This is a genomic window from Loktanella salsilacus, from assembly GCF_024206795.1.
Classification (GTDB): Bacteria; Pseudomonadota; Alphaproteobacteria; order Rhodobacterales; family Rhodobacteraceae; genus Loktanella; species Loktanella salsilacus.
This window is the reverse complement of record NZ_CP072995.1, coordinates 472,407-493,412: the sequence shown is the minus strand read 5'-3', so window position 1 is coordinate 493,412 and position 21,006 is coordinate 472,407. Positions and strand designations below refer to the sequence as shown.

Here is a 21,006-nt window from a genome sequence, read left to right as displayed (position 1 = left end):
AATACGCCCCCACGTAGTGAATTTGCAGGAACCTGCGCGCAAAATGCGACTAGACTGATCCAGTATAGCGCAACACCGCTCAAGAGGCTTTTATGATCGACCTGAAAACCGTGGAACAACGGCTGCTCTGGCTGTCGCATTGGATGATCCACAACGCCAACCACATCCGCCCCAAGGTGGACGGGATTAAGGTGGGCGGGCATCAGGCCTCGTCCGCGTCGATGGTGTCGATGATGACGGCGCTCTATTTTTCGGTCTTGCGGCCACAAGACCGCGTGGCCGTCAAACCCCATGCCTCTCCGATTTTTCATGCGATGCAGTATCTCATGGGCAACCTCAGCCGCGAAAAGATGGAAAACTTCCGCGGCCTTGGCGGCGTGCAAAGCTATCCGTCCCGCACCAAAGACGTGGACGATGTGGATTTTTCCACCGGCTCTGTCGGTCTGGGCGTCGCGATCACATCCTTTGCGTCGATGGTTCAGGACTACGTGCAGGCGAAAACATGGGGCAAGGAACTGCCGCTCGGCCGCATGGTCGCGCTCATGGGCGACGCGGAACTGGACGAAGGCAACATCTACGAATGCCTGCAAGAAGGCTGGAAAAACGACCTGCGCAACACCTGGTGGGTGATTGATTACAACCGCCAGTCCCTCGACGGGATCGTCCAAGAAGGCCTGTTCGAGCGGGCCGAAAAAGTATTCGACGCCTTTGGCTGGGACGTCGTGCGCATCAAATACGGCCAGCTGCAACGCGCCGCCTTTGCCGAACCCGGCGGGCAAAAACTGCAAGACTGGATCGATAACTGTCCCAACCAGCTTTACGCCGCGCTGACCTATATGGGTGGACGCGTATGGCGCAAACACCTGATGGATGACTTGGGCGACCAAGGCGACGTCACCGCCCTGCTGAACGCGCGCAGCGATACGGAACTGGCGGCCTTGATGGAAAACCTTGGCGGCAATTGCGTCGACACCATGGCCCAGACCTTTGCCGCCATCGACCACGACCGCCCGGTTTGCTTTCTGGCCTATACGATCAAAGGCTGGGGCACGCCGATTGCGGGGCACAAAGACAACCACGGCGGCCTGATGACCAAGGCGCAAATGGCCGATTGGCAGGTGCATATGGGCGTGCCCGAAGGGGCCGAATGGGACCGCTTCGCCACCATTGGCGATACATCCGCATTCCAAGCAGACCTGAACGCCGTGCCGTTTTTTGCCAAAGGCCCGCGCCGGTTTTCCGATGATGTGCTTAGCGTGCCCAAGATCGAAATCGCAAGCGAGCGTGAAATCTCGACCCAGATGGGCTTTGGCAAAATTCTGGACGATCTGTCCAAAGGCGACAGCGATCTGGCCAGCAGGATCGTCACGACATCGCCGGACGTCACCGGCACGACAAGCCTTGGGGCTTGGGTCAACCGGCGCAAACTGTTTGCACGCACGGCCCGACCTGACACCTTCAAGGATCACAAAATCGCATCGACCGCAAAATGGGAATTCGCACCAGACGGCCAGCACATCGAACTGGGCATCGCAGAGATGAACTTGATGCTGCTGCTCGGCGCCGCAGGCCTGTCGCATTCCCTGTTCGGCAAACGCCTGATCCCCATTGGCACGGTCTATGACCCGTTCGTGTCACGCGGCCTCGATGCGCTAAACTACGCCTGCTACCAAGACGCCCGCTTTATGCTGGTCGGCACCCCGTCCGGCGTCACGCTGGCCCCCGAAGGCGGGGCGCATCAGTCGATTGCATCGCCTCTGATCGGCATGTCCCAAGACGGGCTTGCCGCGTTCGAGCCTGCTTTCGTGGACGAACTTGCGGTCATTATGGAATGGGCGTTCGATTACATGCAGCGTGACGGCGGCGGCGATCCGGACGAACGGACATGGCTACGCGATGAAACCGGTGGCTCTGTCTATCTGCGGCTGACGACAAACCCGATTGAACAGCCCGGCAAACGGGTCGACGACGCCTTTCGCCAAGGCGCGATTGATGGCGCTTATTGGCTGCGCAAACCTGGTCCCAATTGCGACGTCGTGATCGCGTATCAAGGGGCCGTCGCGCCCGAAGCCATCGCAGCAGCCGGCATGATCGGCGGAACCCGGCGCGATGTCGGCGTCTTGGCCGTCACATCCGCAGACCGCCTGAACGCGGGCTGGACCGCCGCACAACGCGAACGCGCGCGCGGGCATGCCGGGGCGCGCAGCCATGTTGAAACGCTGCTTGATGCGCTGCCAAGCACCTGCACGATCGTCACCGTGATCGACGGCCACCCTGCGACATTGTCGTGGCTGGGATCGGTTTGCGGGCATAAAACCATCCCGCTGGGCGTCGAACATTTCGGCCAAACCGGCACCATTGACGACCTGTACCGCCACTTCCGCATTGATCGCACCGCCATTGCCGACACGGTGCGCGCGCTGACGATTGGCAACCGCTCTGCCTGACGCCGCAAGCGCTGCGGCAAGGCCCCCATTACCCGCCTTGCCGCAGCCCACTTTGGTTTTCCGCCCCACTTTGTACGACTGGCGCTTTACGCCTTCGCAAAATACCGCCACTCTTGCCGCAGCATCCATCGGTGCACTCAACACGCAGGCGGCACCCCGCGCGGGTGCGCAAGGCCGCGACCAACGGGGAACATTCAATGCAGATTTTCAAAACCGCAGCGCTGACGGCCGCGATTGCCTTTGGGCTGACGACGACTGCCCACGCGCAAGAACTGACCTTTTTCACAATCGGGACCGGCGGCACAGCAGCGACCTATTACCCAGTCGGCGGCGTCATCGCGAACGCCATTTCCAGCCCTCCGGGCTCTCGTGCGTGCGATGAAGGCGGCAGCTGCGGCGTGCCCGGCTTGATCGCCTCTGCCGTGTCATCGCGCGGATCGGTCGACAACGTGAACGCCATCAACTCTGGCCTGCGCAACTCTGGCTTTGCCCAGTCGGACGTCGCCTATTGGGCCTATACCGGCACCGGCACGATGGACGGTCAAGCGCCTGCGGAAAAGCTGCGCGCCATTGCCGCCCTGTTTCCAGAGCACATCCACCTGGTTGTCATGGCCGATAGCGGCATCAACTCTGTCGCCGATCTTGCAGGCAAGCGCGTATCTTTGGACGAGCCGGGTTCCGGCACTTACGTCGACGCCAACCTGATCCTGTCCGCTTACGGCCTGTCCAGCGACACCGTCACCGCCGAGGCGCTAAAGCCTGACGCCGCAAGCGATGCGCTGCGCAACGGCCAGATCGACGCTTTCTTCTTTGTGGGCGGCTACCCCACCGGCGCAATCGTCGAACTTGCCTCGGCTGTTGACATCAAACTGGTGCCAATCGACGGCGACGGCGCAGCAAAGCTGACTGAAGAATTCGGCTTCTTCTCGTCCTCTGACATCCCCGACACCGCCTATGAAGGCGTGGCAAACACCACGACTGTGGCCGTCGGCGCGCAGTGGATCACCTCTTCTGACGAAGACGAAGAGCTGGTCTATCAGATCACAAAAGCCCTGTGGAACGACAACACCCGCACCCTGCTGGACGTCGGTCATGCTAAGGGCGCGTCGATCAACAAAGAAACAGCACTTGATGGCATCGGCATCCCGCTGCATGCGGGCGCAGAGCGGTTCTACCGCGAAGCCGGCCTGCTGCAGTAAGGCTCGTTTTTAACTTTGGTGGTGCGCGTCCTCGCGCATCACCCGCCGCTTGACCAAAGCAGGCATGACCCAAGGATAGCGGATGCAAACCAGCGAACTAAGCGCGGCCGAACTGGCCGAGATCGAGCGTAAATACGACCCGGAAACGGCCTTTCGCAGCACCGGCCCGCAACTGGCCTTTGCCGTATCGTTCCTGCTGGTCGCGATGTCGGTCTATCATTTCTACGCCGCTGGCTTTGCGCTGATCCCCGAACTGATGCACCGCGGCATCCATATCTCATTCGTGCTGTCGCTGGTGTTTATCCTATTTGGCTGGCGCAAGGCCCCGGCAACCGACATGGCCCCGCCCGCGTGGTGGCGGTTCCAAGGCGTACCCTACCTTGACCTGCTCTGGTCCCTGCTCGCCGTTGCTGCCGCTATGTATCTGCCGCTGCTGCCGCCTGAAATCGTGGCCCAGCGGGTCGGCAACCCCAGCCAGCTTGATATCTTCATGGGCACGGCCCTGCTGCTGCTCACGCTAGAGGCCGCGCGCCGGTCCATCGGACCTACCCTGCCCATCATCGGCATCGTGTTCATTCTGTTCGCGATCTTCGGCCCCTACGCGCCCGGCGCGTTAAAGCACGGCGGCACCAGCTGGCTTGGGCTGATCAACCACCTGTATATGACGAACCAAGGCATCTACGGCATCGCCATCGGTGTGATGGCGAAATACGTCTTTTTGTTCATCCTGTTCGGCGTCCTCGCCACCCGCATCGGTTTGGGGCAATTGTTCATCGACCTCGCCATGGTCATTGCTGGCCGCTATGCGGGCGGCCCGGCCAAGGTCGCGATCTTTTCCTCGGCCTTCATGGGCACGATTTCTGGCTCTTCTATCGCCAACACCGTCACGACCGGCGCGCTGACGATTCCCGCCATGAAAAAGGTCGGCTATCCCAGCCACTTCGCCGCCGCAGTAGAGGCGACATCGTCGACCGGCGGCCAAATCACGCCGCCCATCTTGGGTGCCGCGGCCTTTATCATGGTTGAATACCTTGAAATCCCGCTGCGCGACGTGCTCGCCGCAGCCCTCTTTCCCGCGTTGCTGCACTATTTCGGCATCTTCATCATGGTCCACCTCGAGGCAAAGCGCCTTGGCCTGCGCGGCCTCAGCGCGGCAGAAATGCCAAAGCTGGGTTTGGTGCTGAAACAGCATTGGCTGTCGGTGATTCCGCTGATCATCCTTGTTTACATGATCCTGTCCGGCCGCACCCCCGACTACGCCGCCGTCTATGGCATCATCGCTTGCGTGGTCGTTGGCCTGCTGAACCCTGTAAACCGGTTGACGCTGATTGATCTGTGGAACGCGCTGGCCTCCGGCGCAAAGAACACGCTGGCGGTCGGCGCGGCCGCCGCCGTTGTCGGCATCGTCGTCGGCGTGGTCACACTGACCGGGGTCGGCTTTCGTCTGGGCTATGTCGTCGTGCAAACCGCCACCGACATGGGCGCCGTGATCGGGTCGATCTGGCCTTTCTCGTTCGCCTCTGTCGCGCAGTGGTCGCTGTTCTTGTCGCTGGTCCTGATCGCCATGTCGTGCATCATCATGGGCGCCGGCATTCCCACCACGGCGACCTACATCATCCTTGTCGCCGTCGCCGCGCCAGCGCTGGCCGCCCAGCAGGTCCAGCCCATCGTGGCACACTTCTTTGTCTTCTATTATGGCGTGCTTGCGGACATCACGCCCCCTGTCGCCCTCGCGGCTTATGCGGCGGCGGGTATCGCCGGATCGAACCCGTTCCAAACCGGCAATACCGCATTCCGGCTGGGGATTGCCAAGGCGTTGGTCCCCTTCGTCTTCGTCTACTCGCCTTCCCTTTTGCTGGTCGCTGACGGCTTCACCTGGCCCGCGTTTTTCGTGACCTTGGCCGGGGCAATGATGGGGATCGCCAGCCTTGGCGTCGCCTTTTCCGGCTATCTGCTGACCCCATTGCGTCGCTGGGAAAGGTGGTGGATCGCGGCCGTGTCGATGCTGTTTATCGCGCCGGGGCTTAAGACGATGGCGGTCGCCGTCGTTCTGATGGCACCTGTTCTGTACCTACAGTTCGCCCGCAGGCGCAGCGAAACGGCAGTAGTCTAAGCGGTCATGGGCCTGACGTTTTCCGGTGCCGTCTGCGTAAACTGCGGCATCTGTGACAGGTGGGCGATCACGCGTTGGATCTTGGGCAGCCCGCCCAAATCCACGTCCCACCTTTGCGCGTTGTAAATCTGCGGAAACAGGCACAAATCCGCAAGCGACACGCGACCGCCCAGACAGGTTGGCCCGCCATCGATCAGGCGTTCCACAGCGACCAGACCGGGCGCGATGAATTCGCGCATCCAACCCTGCATGGTCAGGGTGCCCGCTGATTTTTCAACCGCAAACCGCGCCACGCGCAGGTTGCAAACCGGGTGGATTTCCATCGCAATCGCATAGGCGACGGCCCGCACCCGCGCCCGGTCCAGCGGATCGCTGGGCATCAGGCCAAGCGCCCGCGTCTCGTCCAGATATTCGACAATCGCCAGCGACTGAGTCAGATGCGCGCCGTCAATCTCTAGCACCGGCACCAACCCCTGCGGGTTCAGATCAAGGTGGCCACCGCCGCGCTGATCACCCCGCAGCAAATCAACCCCCTGCCCCCGCCAATCAATCCCCGCAAACGCCAAAGCAATCCGCACCCGGTAACTTGCAGTCGAGCGCCAGTAATCGTGAAGCGTGACGGTCATCAAAGCGCCTGCAAAAGTTGTTTCAGGATACGTTGCAGCACCGCATGATCCTCCATCAGGGTCTGCTCTAGCGCGGTGCTGTGATCTTTTGCGATTGGCACGATCTGCCGCAGCAGGTCTGCGCCCTTGTCGGTCAGCGCCAGTTTGATCAACCGCCGGTCCGCTAAATCGACGGTTTTGCTGACATAGCCCTTTGCGACCAGCCGGCTTGCCGCGCGGCTTGCCTTGGACTTTTCCAGACCGACACGCTGCTCGATATCCCTGACCGACGCATCGCTAACATAGCCCACATTCACCAAAATCCGCCATTCCGCGATCGAGATTCCGAACCGCGATTGATAGCCCGCCGCCAGTTGCGCCGACAACTTTTGTGCTGTGGCTGCAAGCAGATAGGGCACGAACCCATCCAGATCAAAGGGGGGTAAGTCATGCGTCATCCGCGCGCTCCTGCCTTGGACCTGCGGCTTGGGATTGGGATTGGGATTGGTAAGTGGCTCGCCAGGATTAATCGTTGCATATGCAATAAATAGTTTGACTTCATTGCGATTGCAACAAATATTGCCCCCAAACCGGGCCAGACCAATCGGGAGTGAAAACGTGCAGACACCTTCGACAGACAGAACCTTGACCGCGGATGCAGGGACCAAGGGGGTCACCCCCGGCTACATGCCCGGCTTTGGCAACGATTTCGAAACCGAAGCCCTGCCCGGAGCTTTACCGCGCGGCATGAACAGCCCTCAGAAATGCGCCTATGGCCTGTACGGCGAACAGCTCACCGGCACCGCCTTTACCGCGCCGAGCCACCAGAACGAGCGGACATGGTGCTACCGGATCCGCCCATCGGTGAAACACGTGTCCCGCTTTTCGCGCATCGACGTGCCCTACTGGAAATCCGCCCCCCATGTGCTGAATGACATCACGTCCCTTGGCCAATATCGCTGGGACCCCGTGCCGCACAGCGACGCCGATTTGACGTGGATCGACGGCATGCACACCATGACCACGGCGGGGGACGTTTACACACAGGTCGGCATGGCGATGCATGTCTACCTTGTCACTGCCTCGATGACGGATGAATATTTCTTCTCTGCTGACAGCGAATTGCTGGTCGTGCCCCAAGAGGGCCGCCTGCGGTTCTGCACCGAACTTGGCGTGATCGAGGTCGCGCCAAAGGAAATCGCCATCCTTCCGCGCGGCCTTGTCTACCGCGTCGAACTACGCGACGGGCCCGCGCGCGGCTTTGTGTGCGAAAACTATGGGCAAAAGCTGGAATTGCCGGGGCGCGGCCCAATCGGTGCCAACTGCATGGCGAACCGCCGCGATTTCAAAACGCCCGTGGCCGCTTTTGAAGACCGCGACGCCCATTCGCGCGTGGTGATCAAATGGCAGGGTCAATTCCACGAAACCTTTATCGACCACTCCCCCCTTGATGTGGTCGCGTGGCACGGAAATTACGCGCCCTGCAAATATGACCTGCGCGATTACTGCCCCATTGGCGCAATCCTCTTTGACCATCCCGACCCGTCGATCTTTACGGTTCTGACCGCGCCCTCTGGCGTGCCCGGAACCGCCAACATCGACTTTGTTCTGTTCAAAGAGCGGTGGATGACAGCGGAAAACACCTTCCGCCCGCCATGGTACCATAAGAACGTCATGTCGGAACTGATGGGCAATATTTACGGGCAATACGACGCCAAGCCCAACGGCTTTGCGCCCGGCGGCATCAGCCTGCACAACATGATGCTGCCGCACGGCCCCGACAACGTTGCCTTTGAAAAGGCCAGCAATGCGGACCTTGGGCCGGAAAAGCTCGATAACACCATGTCCTTCATGTTCGAAACCCGCTTCCCCCAGCACCTGACCGAATACGCCGCAAGACAAGCGCCTTTGCAGGACGATTACATCCATTGCTGGGACGGGATCGAAAAGCATTTTGACGGCACGCCCGAAGGCAATTGGGGAAAATAGGGCGATCCCGCCCGCCCCAATCACACCCGCCCCAAACGCTCGCGAACGGATGAATACATGCCCCTCAAACGCTCTTGGATCGACAGCGCAAATAGCGCCGAAACCGATTTCCCCCTGAACAACCTGCCCTACGGCGTCTTTTCCGTGCCGGGCAAGGTGCCGTGCTGCGGTGTCGCCATCGGGGACGCGATCTTTGACGTGGCAACTGCAGAAGCGTCCGGCCTGATCACCCTGCAAGGCGGCCCCTATCTGCAACACGGCACATGGAACCCGTTGATGGCGGCAGGGCCCGTCGTCTGGGCCGACCTGCGCGCGCAGCTGACCACCCTGCTGGCCGAAGACAATGCTGACACCGACAGCCTGCAAAATCTGCTGGGCCAACAAGCGGACGCACAGCTGCACATGCCCTTTACCGTCGCGGAATATACCGATTTCTACGCGTCCAAGGATCATGCGACCAACGTCGGCACCATGTTCCGGGGCGCAGAAAACGCGCTGCCGCCGAACTGGCTGTCGATCCCGATTGGCTATAACGGGCGCGCGTCATCCGTGGTCGTATCAGGCACCGACATTACCCGCCCCTACGGCCAGCTTAAGGCGCCGGACGCCGACCTGCCGCACTTTGGTCCCTGCGCCCGCTTCGATATCGAACTGGAACTTGGCGCAATCGTCGGCACGCCATCGCAGGGCATGCAATCCGTCGATGCCGCGGACGCGATGATCTTTGGCTATGTCCTGCTGAACGACTGGTCCGCGCGCGATATTCAGGCCTGGGAATACCAGCCGCTTGGCCCATTTCAGGCCAAAGCGACCGCGACCACGATCAGCCCTTGGATCGTCACCGCAGAGGCCCTGCAAGATTTCCGCGCCCCCGCGCCGCAACGATCCCGCCCACTTTTGCCCTATCTGCGCGAAAGCGGCCCGATGCTTTACGACATCGATCTTAGCGTCGGGATGACACCCAAGGGCGGCGCAGAGACGATTATCGCCCGCACCAACGCCAACCAGATGTACTACTCTGCCGCGCAGCAGCTTTGCCACCACACCACAAGCGGCTGCGCGATGCGCACCGGGGATTTGCTGGGCTCTGGCACGATCTCTGGGCCGGAAAAAGACATGCGCGGCTCGTTGCTGGAACTCAGCTGGGGCGGCAAAGACCCTTTGACCCTAAGCGGCGCAGAACAGCGCAGCTTTATCGAAGATGGCGACACCATGACCCTTTACGGCGCAGCCTTAGGCGCAGGTTTTCGCGTCGGCTTTGGCGTGTGCACAGGCACGTTGCTGCCCGCAAAGCCCCTGCCCGACTGGGCCACCACCTAATCCGCACATAGCAAACGACACTTACCAAGGATATTGACCATGGCTAAAGCATTCGCCTCGCAAGGGGATATGGCAGACAAGAAAATCAGCTTCACGAAAGTGGGCGATGGCCTTTACGCTTTCACCGCCGAAGGTGATCCAAACACCGGTGTCATCATCGGCGACGACAGCGTCATGATCGTCGAGGCGCAAGCAACCCCGCGCCTTGCGCGCAAGGTGATCGACTGCGTGCGCACAGTCACCGACAAGCCGATCAGCCATGTCGTCCTGACCCACTATCACGCCGTCCGCGTGCTGGGTGCTTCGGCCTACGGTGCCAAAGAAATCATCATGTCGGACACCGCCGCCGCCATGGTCGAAGAGCGCGGCCAAGAAGACTGGGACAGCGAATTTGACCGCTTCCCGCGCCTGTTTCAGGGGCACGAGGAAATCCCCGGCCTGACGCGGCCCACCACCACCTTTTCCGACAAAATGACGGTTTATCTGGGCAAACGCCGGGTCGACATCATGAAACTTGGCCGCGCCCATACCGCCGGCGACGCCGTGATCTGGGTCCCCGATCAAGAGGTAATGTTCACCGGCGATATCGTTGAATACCACTCGGCCTGCTACTGCGGGGACGGTCACTTTGGCGATTGGGGCGCGACCCTTGATGCCATCGCAAGCTATGCGCCGAAATCCATTGCGCCCGGCCGCGGCGACGCGCTGATCGGCGAAGACATGGTCGCAAAGGCGCTGGCCTCTACCGCTGATTTCGTCAACAGCACCTACGCCCCGGTCGCCCGCATCGTCGCCCGCGGCGGCACGCTCAAAGAAGCGTGGGCCGCCGTGCGCGAAGCCTGTGATCCAAAGTTTTCCGACTATGCGATCTACGAACACTGCCTGCCCTTCAACGTCGCCCGCGCCTTTGACGAGGCCAAAGGCATCGACACCCCGCGGATCTGGACCGCCGCGCGCGACAAGGAAATGTGGACCGCCCTGCAAAGCTGATTTGCGGCGGCCCACATCCAATTTGCCTGCGTGTGAGGGGCACGCAGGCACAAGACCATTCGGGAGGAGAACCGATGTTGCAAGATCGCTATTCACTGGCGTTCAAGCTGTATCCTTACGCGCGCAGCGCCGATCAGGATGCAGCCACGCCCACGCGCCACAAGGTCGCCGTAATCGGCGCCGGACCTGTTGGCTTGGCCACCGCCCTTGATCTGGGCCGCCAGGGCATCGACGTCGTCCTTCTGGACGATCACGAAGGCGTCGGCAAAGGCAGCCGCGCGATTTGCTTTGCCAAGCGGACGCTAGAAATCACCGACCGCTACGGTGCAAGCGCGCCGATTTTGGACAAGGGCGTGATCTGGAACCTTGGCAAGGTGTTCTACGACGACCGGCAGATCTTTGAATTCAACCTACTACCCGAAGCCGGGCACAAGCACCCCGCCTTTGTCAATCTGCAGCAGCCCTACTTTGAAAAGTTCCTGTTCGAACAGATCACGGCAGAAATCGCATCTGGCGCCCCCATCGACGTGCGCGGCAAGAACCGCGTTGATGCGGTGCGCCCCGCTGATAACCATGTCGCGCTGGATGTGATGACGCCGGACGGCAGCTATACGATCACCGCCGATTATGTCGTGGCCTGCGACGGCGCGAACTCTCCGGTCCGCGCGATGCTGGAACTGGATTTCGACGGGCGCGTGTTTCAAGACAGCTTCTTGATCGCCGACATTCGGATGACATCGAAATCCTTCCCGACAGAGCGTTGGTTCTGGTTCGATCCGCACTTCAAATCCGGCGCATCAACCTTGCTGCACAAACAGCCCGACGACGTCTGGCGGGTCGATTTCCAAATCGGCTGGGACGTGGACCGCAAAGAAGAGCTGAAAGAGCATAACGTCCGCCGCCGCCTTGACGCGATGCTGGGGGCGGATGTGGTTTACGACATCGTCTGGTCATCCATCTACACCTTTCAATGTCGACGCATGGACAGCTTTCGCCATGGCCGCGTTCTGTTTGCCGGCGACGCCGCGCATCAGGTATCGCCTTTCGGCGCACGCGGCGCGAATTCCGGCCTGCAAGACGTGGACAATCTGGGCTGGAAACTCGGATTAGTTTTGCAAGGCAAGGCACCGGATGCCTTGCTGGATAGCTATGATGTCGAACGGGCATACGGGGCCGATGAAAACATCCTCAACTCCACCCGCGCGACCGATTTCATCACGCCAAAATCAGCCACCAGCCGCCTGTTCCGCAACGCAGTTCTGGATTTAGCCGAACATCACACCTTTGCCCGCCCGATCGTCAATTCGGGCCGCTTGTCGATGCCCTGCACCTACGACGACCTGCCCTTGAACGGCGCGGACGCCCTGCACGGCGGACCAGATCGCAGCCGCGTCGGCAGCCCCTGCCCCGATGCGCCCTTGGACTGCGGGTATCTGCTGGACCAGCTGGGTGGCGACTTTGTGCTGCTCGCCATCAACTGCGCAGCGCCTGCCGACATCACGGTGGACGGCATCACCCTGCGCACCGTGTCGCTCTCAACCACTGCGGGCACGCAGGATGCGCTGACCGAACGCTATTTGGGCGCGGCACCAAGGGCCGTCTATCTGATCCGGCCCGACCAACATGTCGCCGCACGGTGGGATGCCTTTGACGCCGCCGCTGTCACCAACGCGCTACGCACCGCTTGCGCAAAGGAGCCCGCAGATGCCTGAGGCAAAATCCACCCTAATCCTGACACCCAACATCGCCGCCCCCGATGACACATATGCCGCGCTGATCGATGCGCACGACGGCCTGACCGATGACCAAAGCGCCGCCCTGAATGCGCGCCTGATCTTGATCCTTTTCAATCACATCGGGGACCCCGCCGTGCTTGCACAGGCGCTCCGCGTTGCATCGCGACCATCTCAACAGGAGGAGAGACCATGAAACTGACACATAAAGTCGCCCAGCTTTTGGGGGCCGCCGCATTCGGGATGACCATCCTCGCAGCGCCCGCCGCCATGGCTGATACGACGCTGGCCATGTCCAGCTGGCTGCCCGCACGCCACCCCATCGTGGTCAATGCGTTCAAACCATGGGCCCAGCAGGTTGAAGACGTCACCGAAGGCCGCGTGAAAATCCGCATTCTTGCAAAGCCGCTTGGCCCGCCCCCGGCGCATTTCGACATGGCCGCCGACGGCGTCGCTGACATCACTTATGGTCTGCATTCCTTTACCACCGACGACCGCTTTGTGCGTTCGCGCATCGGTCAGTTTTCCTTCACCGGCGACGACGCCGCCAGTGGATCCACCGCGCTTTGGAACGTCTACGGCGGCATGCTGGACGCGCAGGCCGAACATGAAGGCGTCAAACTGCTTGGCCTTTTTGTGCACGGCCCGGGCATCTTTCATAACAACGTGCGCAAGATCGAAAGCGACGCTGACTTTGCCGGCCTGAAAATCCGCGTCCCCGGCGGCTACATCGCTGACATGATCTCTGACCTCGGCGCTGAAACGCTCTTTATGTCCACAGGAGAGATTTATGAAAAGCTGTCGCGCGGCGTCATCGACGGCGTCACCATCACCTACGAGGCGCTGACCGCCTACAAGCTGACGGAACACCTGAAATATTCCATGCGCGCCCCCGGTGGCTTCTATAACTCCACCTGGTTCTTCGTCATGAACGACGACAAATGGGCCGAGATTTCGACCGAAGATCAAGCCGCGATCGAGGCGATCTCGGGCGAAGCCTTTGCCGCCCTCGTGGGTAACGCATGGAATGCGGCCGACGATGCCGCGCTGATCGCCATCGCCGACGCCGGGATACAGGTCTACGACACCCCTGCGGATGTGCTTGAAAAAATCAAAACAATCGCCGCCGGCTACGAATCCGAATGGGCCGACACCATCGCGGCGGACGGTTTCGACGGTAAGGCCGCATTGGCCGAACTGCGCGCACAGACCGGCGTGGAATACTGATCCATGGCGCGCCCGAACTTCCGTTTTTTCAGCGCAGGTGGCGGGACATCTGGCCAAGGCGTATCCCTGCGCCGCGTGCTTGACGTCTCATTAGGGTTGGCCGCCAGCCTTGCTTTGGGCTGTCTGATCCTGATCACCTGCATCGACGTTGTCGGGCGCTACATTTTCGATCGTCCCCTATCGGGGGCGTTCGAATTGACTGAAATGATTTTGGCAGCGCTGGTCTTTCTGGCGCTGCCACTCACGACCGAACGGCGCGAACATATTGAGGTTGATATCCTTGGCGCCCTGCTACCCGCGCGCGCCAACCGGTCGCTTGTGGCGTTTGCCGGCCTCTTCTCGGCGGCGTTGCTGGTGACGCTGGCGTGGCGTCTTGGGGCCCATGCGCTTGGCGCGGCGCAAGACGGGGCCGTCACCAACGCCCTTTCCATCCCCTACGCACCCTTTGGTTTCCTCGCGAGCTTTTCTTGCCTCGTCAGCGCCGTCATCGCCCTTTTGCGCGGCGTCGTGCCACCGGACCACTGCGACGGTAAGGAGCCGTAAGATATGCTGATTTCTCTGCTCGGCTTTGCCGTCCTTCTGATTTTGATGTTCATGCGCGTCCCCATCGCCTTTGCCATGGCGGCGGTCGGCGGCATTGGCTTCGCGTTGATGCGCGGCTGGGGCCCTGCGTGGTCTATGACGGGCCAAGTCGCCTTTGACACCGCCCTGTCCTACAGCCTTTCGGTCATCCCGCTGTTCATCTTTATGGGCAATATTCTTGCCGTATCCGGCGTCGCGCACGGGCTTTACGCCGGGGCCGACCGCCTGTTCGGCCGCACCCGGGGCGGGTTGGCGATGGCGTCGGTCCTGTCCTGCGGCGGCTTTTCGGCGGTCTGCGGATCGTCACTCGCCACAGCCGCGACCATGTCCAAAGTCGCCATGCCGTCGATGCGCAAATTCGGCTACGATGATCGCCTTGCGACCGGATCCATCGCCGCAGGCGGCACCCTTGGCATCCTCATCCCGCCCTCGGTCATCTTGATCATTTATGGCCTGCTGACCGAAACGAATATCTCCAAACTGTTCATTGCGGGGATCATTCCCGGCATCCTTGGCGTGATCCTCTATCTTGCGGCCGTCAAACTCGCGGTCTGGCACAATCCCGCCTTGGCCCCAGAGGTGACGCAAAGCCCGCCGATGTCCCGCACCGACGTCATCGGCGTCTTTGCCGTGCTTGGGCTGTTCGTCTTTATTATGGTCGGCATCTACGGCGGCATTTTCACCCCGACAGAGGCCGCAGGCATGGGCGCAGGCGCCTCAATCGTCATTGCGCTGGCGCTGCGGTCGATGGCGCTGGCGGATTTCTTTGACGCCGCCTTTGACAGCATCCGTGCCACGGCCATGATCTTCGCCGTCATCATCGGCGCCGAGATTTTCACGAACTTCATCAACTTCGCAGGGCTGCCCGATGGGCTTTCGTCCTTCGTCATGAACAACGACCTGCCCGTCTGGGCCGTCATGATGGGCATCATGGTGATCTACCTGATCCTTGGCTGCGTGCTGGAAAGCCTGTCGATGATCCTGCTGACCGTGCCCGTCTTCTATCCGCTGATGTACGAGCTGCCCTTTACAAACCCGGCCCTTTTGGACCCGGAAAATGCGCTGATCTGGTTCGCAATCGTTGTCGTCGTCGCAACAGAAATCAGCCTGATCACACCGCCCGTGGGCATGAATGTCTTCGTCCTCAAGGCCGTCCTGCGCGACGTCGAACTCTCGACGATCTTCAAAGGCGTCTTCCCGTTCTGGCTGGCCGACATCGTCCGTCTTGGTCTGCTGCTCAGCGTGCCTGCGCTGTCCCTCTGGCTTGTTGGTCAGATGTAGCCAGCCCGCTGGCATCCGGCCAATCCCCCCTTCCCCACGCAAAGAGCCCGCAAAATGACCGCGAAATCCTACATGTTCCACTCTGTCGCCCAAGCGATCGCCGATCATAAAGCCGCGACGATGTTCGGCCTGATGGGGGACGCCAATCTGTTCATGGTCGATCATTACGTGCGCCACTGCGCCGGCGATTTCGTACCCGTCGCGTATGAGGGCAGCGCGGTTCTGATGGCGATGGCCTATGCCCACGTCACCGGCACCGTCGGCGTGGCCACCGTCACCCACGGCCCTGCCCTAACCAACTGCATCACCGCCCTGACCGAAGGCGTGCGCGGGCATATCCCTATCGTCTTGCTGGCAGGCGACACGCCGCAGATTGACCCGCACAACCTGCAAAACATCGACCAACGCGCTTTGGTCAATGTCACAGGCGCAGGCTTTGAACAAATCCGCGCGCCGCATACGGCGTCCTATGACGTCGCCCACGCCTTCTACCGCGCCCGCGTCGAACGGCGCCCCATCGTGCTCAACATGCCCGCCGATATGATGTGGCAGGAAATTGCGCATAAAACAGTGGTTTTCGCCCCTTATGACGCCCCCGCCTATGTCCCCGAAGGCGACGCCGTGGATCAGGCCATTGGTATGATCGCTTCCGCCAAGCGGCCGATCATCCTTGCGGGCGGCGGTGCCATTGATGCCCGCGATAGCCTGATCGCGCTATCCGAACGGCTCGAAGCACCGCTCGCGACCACGCTCAAGGCCAAGGGACTTTTCAACGGCCATCCACATAACATGGACATTTTCGGCACGCTTAGCACACCTGCCGCCTATGATCTGATCGCCAAAAGCGACTGCATCGTCAGTTTCGGCGCCAGCCTGCACCGGTTCACCACCGACAAAGGCGCGCTGATGAAAGACAAACGCATCATCCAGATCAACAACACCCCGCAAGAGGTCGCAAAGAACTTTCACCCCGATGCAGCCTTGATCGCTGATGCGCGGCTCACGGCGGACAATATCCTGTTCTGGCTGAACGAGGCGGAAATCCCCCCCAGCGGCTTTACCCGCGAACTTGACCTGAATGCCCTGACCGCGCACCCCCCTGCCCGCGGCAAAGACAAAAGCCTTGGCTATGTCGATTTCGTCTCTGCCTTGGAAAAGCTAGAGTCCGCCCTGCCAAAGAACCGCATTCTGACCACCGACGGCGGCCGTTTCATGACCGAAGTCTGGTGCCGCATTTCCGCCCCCGACCCGCGCAGCTTTATCGTCACCGCCAATTTCGGCTCTATCGGTCTTGGCCTGCAAGAGGCGATCGGCGCAGGCATCGCCGCGCCGGACCGTCCTGTGGTCGTGTTCACAGGCGACGGCGGCTTTATGATGGGCGGCATGAACGAATTTAATACCGCGGTGCGCCTGAAACAGAACCTGATCGTCATTCTGTGCAACGACTCTGCCTATGGCGCAGAGCATATTCAGTTCATTGACCGCGACATGGACCCCGGCCTTGCGATGTTCGAATGGCCCGATTTCGCCCAGATCGCGACTGCCCTTGGCGGTACAGGCATTGCCGTGACAAATGACGCCCAGCTTGCCCAATGCATTGACGCGATCCAATCGCGCGATGCGCAAAACTGCGGACCATTGCTGATCGAATTGCGCATTGATCCCAACGATGTCCCCCGCATGCGGATTTGACCCGGATGCTAGCCACCGCAGATGCACCGCGCTATGACATTGACACAGATGCGCAATTTAGGATTGCTGCACACGCCTTATCTGGCCTGCGACTTTGATGGATAGACCCCGATGCAAGACGACACCCCCGACCTAGAGGCCTTCTTCCCTTATCGTCTTGCTATCGCAGCGGAAAATTTCTCTCGTAATCTGCTTGATGTCTATGGCCGCGAATTCGGCCTTAGCCGCGAAGAATGGCGACTGATCTATCTGCTCGCCCGCGAGGAACAGATCACATCGCTAGAGCTGAGCAACCGCACCACCCTTGACCGCGTGCAAGTCTCGCGCGCCTCGCAAAGGCTAGAGGATAAAGGGCTCATCACCCGCAGCGTCGCACCAGAAGACCGCCGCCTCAAACTTTACGCCTGCACCGATCAAGGCCGCGCCTTGTTCCAAGCGATCTTTCCAAAGGTCCAAGCCCGCACCAAAGAGGTGCTTGACCGCATGACCCCGGAAGGGCGCACAGCCTTGAACGATGGGCTAAAGGCCCTGTCCGACGCCATGAACGAACGCCCAGTTTGACGCAGGACGCCTCCGGCGGATTAGCGCTGAGGCATCCAAAATAACGCGCTGTTCTTAAACGTCGATTTTGACGTTCCCTGCGCGCGCGCATAGGGTGCGGCCATGATGATCAGCGCCCCCCGTACAACCTTATCCTACCTTCATTGGCCCCTCGCCATCACCGCCCTTGGCCTATGCGCCGGGGCCTTGCTGGGCTGGCAAGCCGAAGGCACGATGTCAGGCGTTGCCAGCTATTTCCTGATCTGCGCCGTGCTTGCGGTGCTGGAAATATCGCTGTCTTTCGACAATGCGATTGTGAACGCGAACAAGCTGAAAAACATGACCCCGGTCTGGCGCCAACGCTTTTTGACATGGGGCATTATCATCGCCGTCTTTGGCATGCGGATCATCTTTCCCCTGCTGATCGTGGTGATCGCCGCCAAAATCGGCCCCATCGCCGCGATCAAGCTCGCCGCTACCCAGCCCGATGACTACGCCCGCATCATGCAGGGCGCGCATTTGCCCATCGCAGCCTTCGGCGGCACGTTCTTGATGATGGTCGCCCTTGGCTTTTTCTGCGACCCGGACAAGGACGTGCATTGGTTCACGTGGGTTGAAAGCCGCCTTGCCGCCTCTGCGTCCATTAAGGGGCTAGAGGTCGCTTTTGTCCTGATCCTGCTGATCGGATTTTCGCGCATGCTGACGCCCGCGCAGTCTGACCTGTTCCTACGCTCTGGCATCTATGGCCTGCTGACATTCCTGCTGGTCGACACCCTTGGCGCGATCCTTGACCGCCCCAGCACGGTCGCCAAAACCGCGGCCCAAGGCGGCCTTGGCGCATTTCTTTACCTCGAAGTGCTCGACGCGTCGTTTTCCTTCGACGGCGTCATCGGCGCTTTCGCCCTCAGCCAGAACCTGTTTGTCATCGCCATCGGTCTAGGCATCGGCGCGATGTATGTGCGCGCCATGACGATCATGCTGGTGGAACGCGGCACCCTGTCGGAGTACCGCTATCTGGAACACGGCGCCTTTTACGCGATCCTCGCGCTATCGGTCATCATGTTCATGCAAACCTTGGTCCACATCCCCGAAACCATCACCGGCCTTGGCGGCGCGGTGCTGATCGGTGTGGCCTTGCTGGCATCAATTCGGTGGAACCGGGCGAACCCGAACTAGGCGGCGGCCAAGATCGCCTTGATCTGATCCCCAAGAGAGATCGGATCGAACGGCTTCACGATCACATCCAGCGCACCCTTTTCAATCAACTCGCGCCGCTCGTGCGGCTGCGCGCGGGCGGTCATGAAAATGATCGGGGTCGTGGCAAAGCCGGGCACTTCGCGGATCGCGGCCATCAATTGCACGCCGCTCATCTTAGGCAGCATCATATCGAACAGCATCGCATCGGGCTTAAACTCTGGTGCCATGCGCAGCGCATCAGTGGCGTTTTCACACTGCAACAGTTCAAACCCGCCCGCCATTTCAATCGACATGGACGCAATTTCCAGAATATCGAGGTCGTCCTCGACATGCAGCAAGCGGATGATATCAGACGTCATTTAGGTTTTGCCCCCGGCGGATCGGATCAGGTTGGCCGGTGTGGCCGTGTTGGTGGCCCTTGGGAACACCACAGTCACCGTCGTCCCCTGCCCTTCAACACTTGTTAATTCAACTGTGCCGTTATGACTCTCGATGATGCTCTTCACAATGCTCAATCCAAGGCCAGTGCCACCGGACCGCGCGCGCGCAGATTTGCCCACCTGCGTAAAGCGATCAAAGATCCGTTCGACTGCGCCAGACGGAATGCCCACGCCCCGATCCACAACACAAACCGCAAAGCTTTTCGGCCGGCGTTCGACGTTCACGTCAATCTGCGCCCCGGTCGATGAAAACTTACACGCGTTGGAAATCAAGTTCGACAGAACTTGATGAATCCGGTCCGCGTCGAAATCCGCCCAAGCAGGCTCATCGTCGGTATTTAGATTGATCGACACATCAAACCGGCTGGCAAAGCCTTCATTCGCTGTCACCGCCTCTTTGACGGTCTGGACCAGATCGCGGCGGGCGATGTCATAATCCATCTGCCCGGCGGCCATCTTTTCCAGATCCAGAATATCGTTCACAATCAAAACCAACCGGTCCGCATTGCGATACGCGATATCCAGCAGGTCGCTGGTCTTTTTCGTCACATCGCCCGCAGCCCCCGACCGGATCAGGCCAAGCGCGCCTTTGATCGACGTCAGCGGTGTGCGCAGCTCGTGACTGACTGTCGCAACCAACTCGTCCTTGGTACGGGCAATCGCCATCGATTCCGTTTGATCGCGCAGCACGACATACAAACGCGGCTCCATCCCGGCGGCTTCGATTAACTGAACTTCGGCCAGATAGGGTACGTCGTGATAGGTCGCGGGAAAGGAAAACTCTGTGATCTGTTTGGCCTTCAACGCTGCAACCTGCCGCTGTACGGCCAAGCGGTCGTAGAGCATATCCACCGCAAAAATGCGGATCTCGGCCATTTGCAGGCGGTTCCAATTGAACAGCTTGGCCGCCGCGTCATTGGCGAAGACAAGGTTATATGTATCAAGGCAGACCATAAACAGCGGCTCTGACAACAGGTTCAAACTGGCCATCGCATCGCGCGCCGCAGTCGACACCTTTTGTGCGCTAATATCGGAATGCACGCGCAGACTGCCGCAATAGGCGCCAGACTTATCCATCTGTGGCACGCTGGTCATCCGGGTCCACAGCACCCGGCCATCCTTGCCAGTTATGCGTGTCTCGCCTGTCCATTTCTCGCCGCGCGCCATGGCGGCATCAACGGCCGCGTATGTTTCAGCATCCGCAACGTGGTGCAGCACACGCATCGGCTGACCCAGCAACGTGCCGCGTTCATAGCCGGTTAATTGCAGCAACCGTTCATTTGCAAAACTGATTTTCCCGTCCTGATCAGCGCGAAGCATAATCGCATGCGCTTCTAGCGCAGAGGCATCGACCGATGGCGCATCTGCCGCTTTATCAATGCGGCGCCAGATAAATGCGGCAACCAGTCCAGCGACAACAATGGCAAAGCTAAATCGGTCCAGCGGCCAAGCCCGCCAAACGATAACGGCCCCGCAGACTGCAATAAAACTCTGCAGCCCGAACCGTATATATTTTGTCAAATCTCGCATTGAAAAATTCCTGCGATAGAGGAGGTATCAAGTCAGCAAAAGTGAAGTCGTAGTTAATAATATATAAGTGCTCTACCTATGGTTTAAGGCAAGTTTATGGCTAGGCCGTGTGAAAGACGTG

The 21,006-nt window shown here is 60.2% G+C and carries 18 protein-coding genes; 14 read left to right on the top strand and 4 right to left on the bottom strand.

The annotated features are described in order from the left end of the window. Window positions 1–92: 92 nt before the first annotated feature. The 3 genes from KBW81_RS18635 to KBW81_RS18625 all read left to right on the top strand — a co-directional run bounded on the left by KBW81_RS18635 (window position 93) and on the right by KBW81_RS18625 (window position 5,759). Window positions 93–2,447, top strand: a complete 2,355-nt coding sequence (locus KBW81_RS18635) for a transketolase (protein ID WP_254249249.1) — start codon at window positions 93–95, stop codon at window positions 2,445–2,447. A gap of 197 nt (window positions 2,448–2,644) precedes the next feature. Beyond that, window positions 2,645–3,646, top strand: coding sequence for a TAXI family TRAP transporter solute-binding subunit (locus tag KBW81_RS18630; protein WP_090190042.1), 1,002 nt, complete (start codon window positions 2,645–2,647; stop codon window positions 3,644–3,646). Between the two features lie 82 nt (window positions 3,647–3,728). Next, complete coding sequence (locus KBW81_RS18625) at window positions 3,729–5,759, top strand: TRAP transporter permease (RefSeq protein WP_254249248.1); 2,031 nt, start codon at window positions 3,729–3,731, stop codon at window positions 5,757–5,759. Here the strand turns inward: KBW81_RS18625 and maiA are convergent. After that, entirely contained in the window at window positions 5,756–6,385 is a 630-nt protein-coding gene (gene maiA / locus KBW81_RS18620) for a maleylacetoacetate isomerase (RefSeq protein ID WP_254249247.1), read from the bottom strand. The genes KBW81_RS18625 and maiA overlap by 4 nt on opposite strands. Continuing rightward, complete coding sequence (locus KBW81_RS18615; protein ID WP_254249246.1) at window positions 6,385–6,822, bottom strand: MarR family winged helix-turn-helix transcriptional regulator; 438 nt, start codon at window positions 6,820–6,822, stop codon at window positions 6,385–6,387. Before KBW81_RS18615 ends, maiA begins: the two co-directional genes overlap by 1 nt. Before the next feature lie 229 nt (window positions 6,823–7,051). Between KBW81_RS18615 and hmgA the strand changes: the two genes are divergently transcribed. From hmgA to KBW81_RS18560, 11 genes are all read left to right on the top strand, one after another. Further along, complete coding sequence (gene hmgA, locus KBW81_RS18610) at window positions 7,052–8,353, top strand: homogentisate 1,2-dioxygenase (protein ID WP_254249432.1); 1,302 nt, start codon at window positions 7,052–7,054, stop codon at window positions 8,351–8,353. Window positions 8,354–8,410: 57 nt separating this feature from the next. After that, the gene (fahA, locus tag KBW81_RS18605; RefSeq protein WP_254249245.1) at window positions 8,411–9,673 is read left to right on the top strand and encodes a fumarylacetoacetase; all 1,263 of its coding nucleotides are present in this window, start codon (window positions 8,411–8,413) and stop codon (window positions 9,671–9,673) included. A 39-nt stretch (window positions 9,674–9,712) separates the two neighbouring features. Beyond that, a complete protein-coding gene (locus KBW81_RS18600; protein WP_254249244.1) occupies window positions 9,713–10,663 on the top strand; it encodes an MBL fold metallo-hydrolase in 951 nt (316 codons plus the stop codon). Window positions 10,664–10,737: 74 nt separating this feature from the next. Beyond that, on the top strand, window positions 10,738–12,375 hold the full coding sequence (locus KBW81_RS18595; protein ID WP_254249243.1) for an FAD-dependent oxidoreductase: 1,638 nt from the start codon (window positions 10,738–10,740) through the stop codon (window positions 12,373–12,375). Then, window positions 12,368–12,592: a DUF2783 domain-containing protein gene (locus tag KBW81_RS18590; RefSeq protein WP_254249242.1), complete on the top strand. Its 225-nt coding sequence runs from the start codon at window positions 12,368–12,370 to the stop codon at window positions 12,590–12,592. The genes KBW81_RS18595 and KBW81_RS18590 overlap by 8 nt, the downstream gene beginning before the upstream one ends. After that, a complete protein-coding gene (locus tag KBW81_RS18585) occupies window positions 12,589–13,623 on the top strand; it encodes a TRAP transporter substrate-binding protein (RefSeq protein WP_254249241.1) in 1,035 nt (344 codons plus the stop codon). The genes KBW81_RS18590 and KBW81_RS18585 overlap by 4 nt, the downstream gene beginning before the upstream one ends. 3 nt (window positions 13,624–13,626) lie before the next feature. Further along, window positions 13,627–14,166, top strand: coding sequence for a TRAP transporter small permease (locus KBW81_RS18580; protein ID WP_254249240.1), 540 nt, complete (start codon window positions 13,627–13,629; stop codon window positions 14,164–14,166). A 3-nt stretch (window positions 14,167–14,169) separates the two neighbouring features. Beyond that, window positions 14,170–15,486, top strand: a complete 1,317-nt coding sequence (locus tag KBW81_RS18575; RefSeq protein ID WP_254249239.1) for a TRAP transporter large permease — start codon at window positions 14,170–14,172, stop codon at window positions 15,484–15,486. A gap of 54 nt (window positions 15,487–15,540) precedes the next feature. Continuing rightward, window positions 15,541–17,178 carry a thiamine pyrophosphate-binding protein gene (locus tag KBW81_RS18570; protein ID WP_254249238.1) on the top strand — a complete coding sequence of 546 codons (1,638 nt, stop codon included), beginning with the start codon at window positions 15,541–15,543 and terminating at the stop codon, window positions 17,176–17,178. A gap of 111 nt (window positions 17,179–17,289) precedes the next feature. Beyond that, on the top strand, window positions 17,290–17,739 hold the full coding sequence (locus KBW81_RS18565) for a MarR family winged helix-turn-helix transcriptional regulator (protein ID WP_254249237.1): 450 nt from the start codon (window positions 17,290–17,292) through the stop codon (window positions 17,737–17,739). A gap of 105 nt (window positions 17,740–17,844) precedes the next feature. Then, on the top strand, window positions 17,845–18,894 hold the full coding sequence (locus KBW81_RS18560) for a DUF475 domain-containing protein (RefSeq protein WP_254249431.1): 1,050 nt from the start codon (window positions 17,845–17,847) through the stop codon (window positions 18,892–18,894). Here the strand turns inward: KBW81_RS18560 and KBW81_RS18555 are convergent. Continuing rightward, window positions 18,891–19,274: a response regulator gene (locus KBW81_RS18555; protein ID WP_254249236.1), complete on the bottom strand. Its 384-nt coding sequence runs from the start codon at window positions 19,272–19,274 to the stop codon at window positions 18,891–18,893. The genes KBW81_RS18560 and KBW81_RS18555 overlap by 4 nt on opposite strands. Beyond that, complete coding sequence (locus KBW81_RS18550; protein ID WP_254249235.1) at window positions 19,275–20,885, bottom strand: sensor histidine kinase; 1,611 nt, start codon at window positions 20,883–20,885, stop codon at window positions 19,275–19,277. Between the last annotated feature and the right edge of the window lie 121 nt (window positions 20,886–21,006).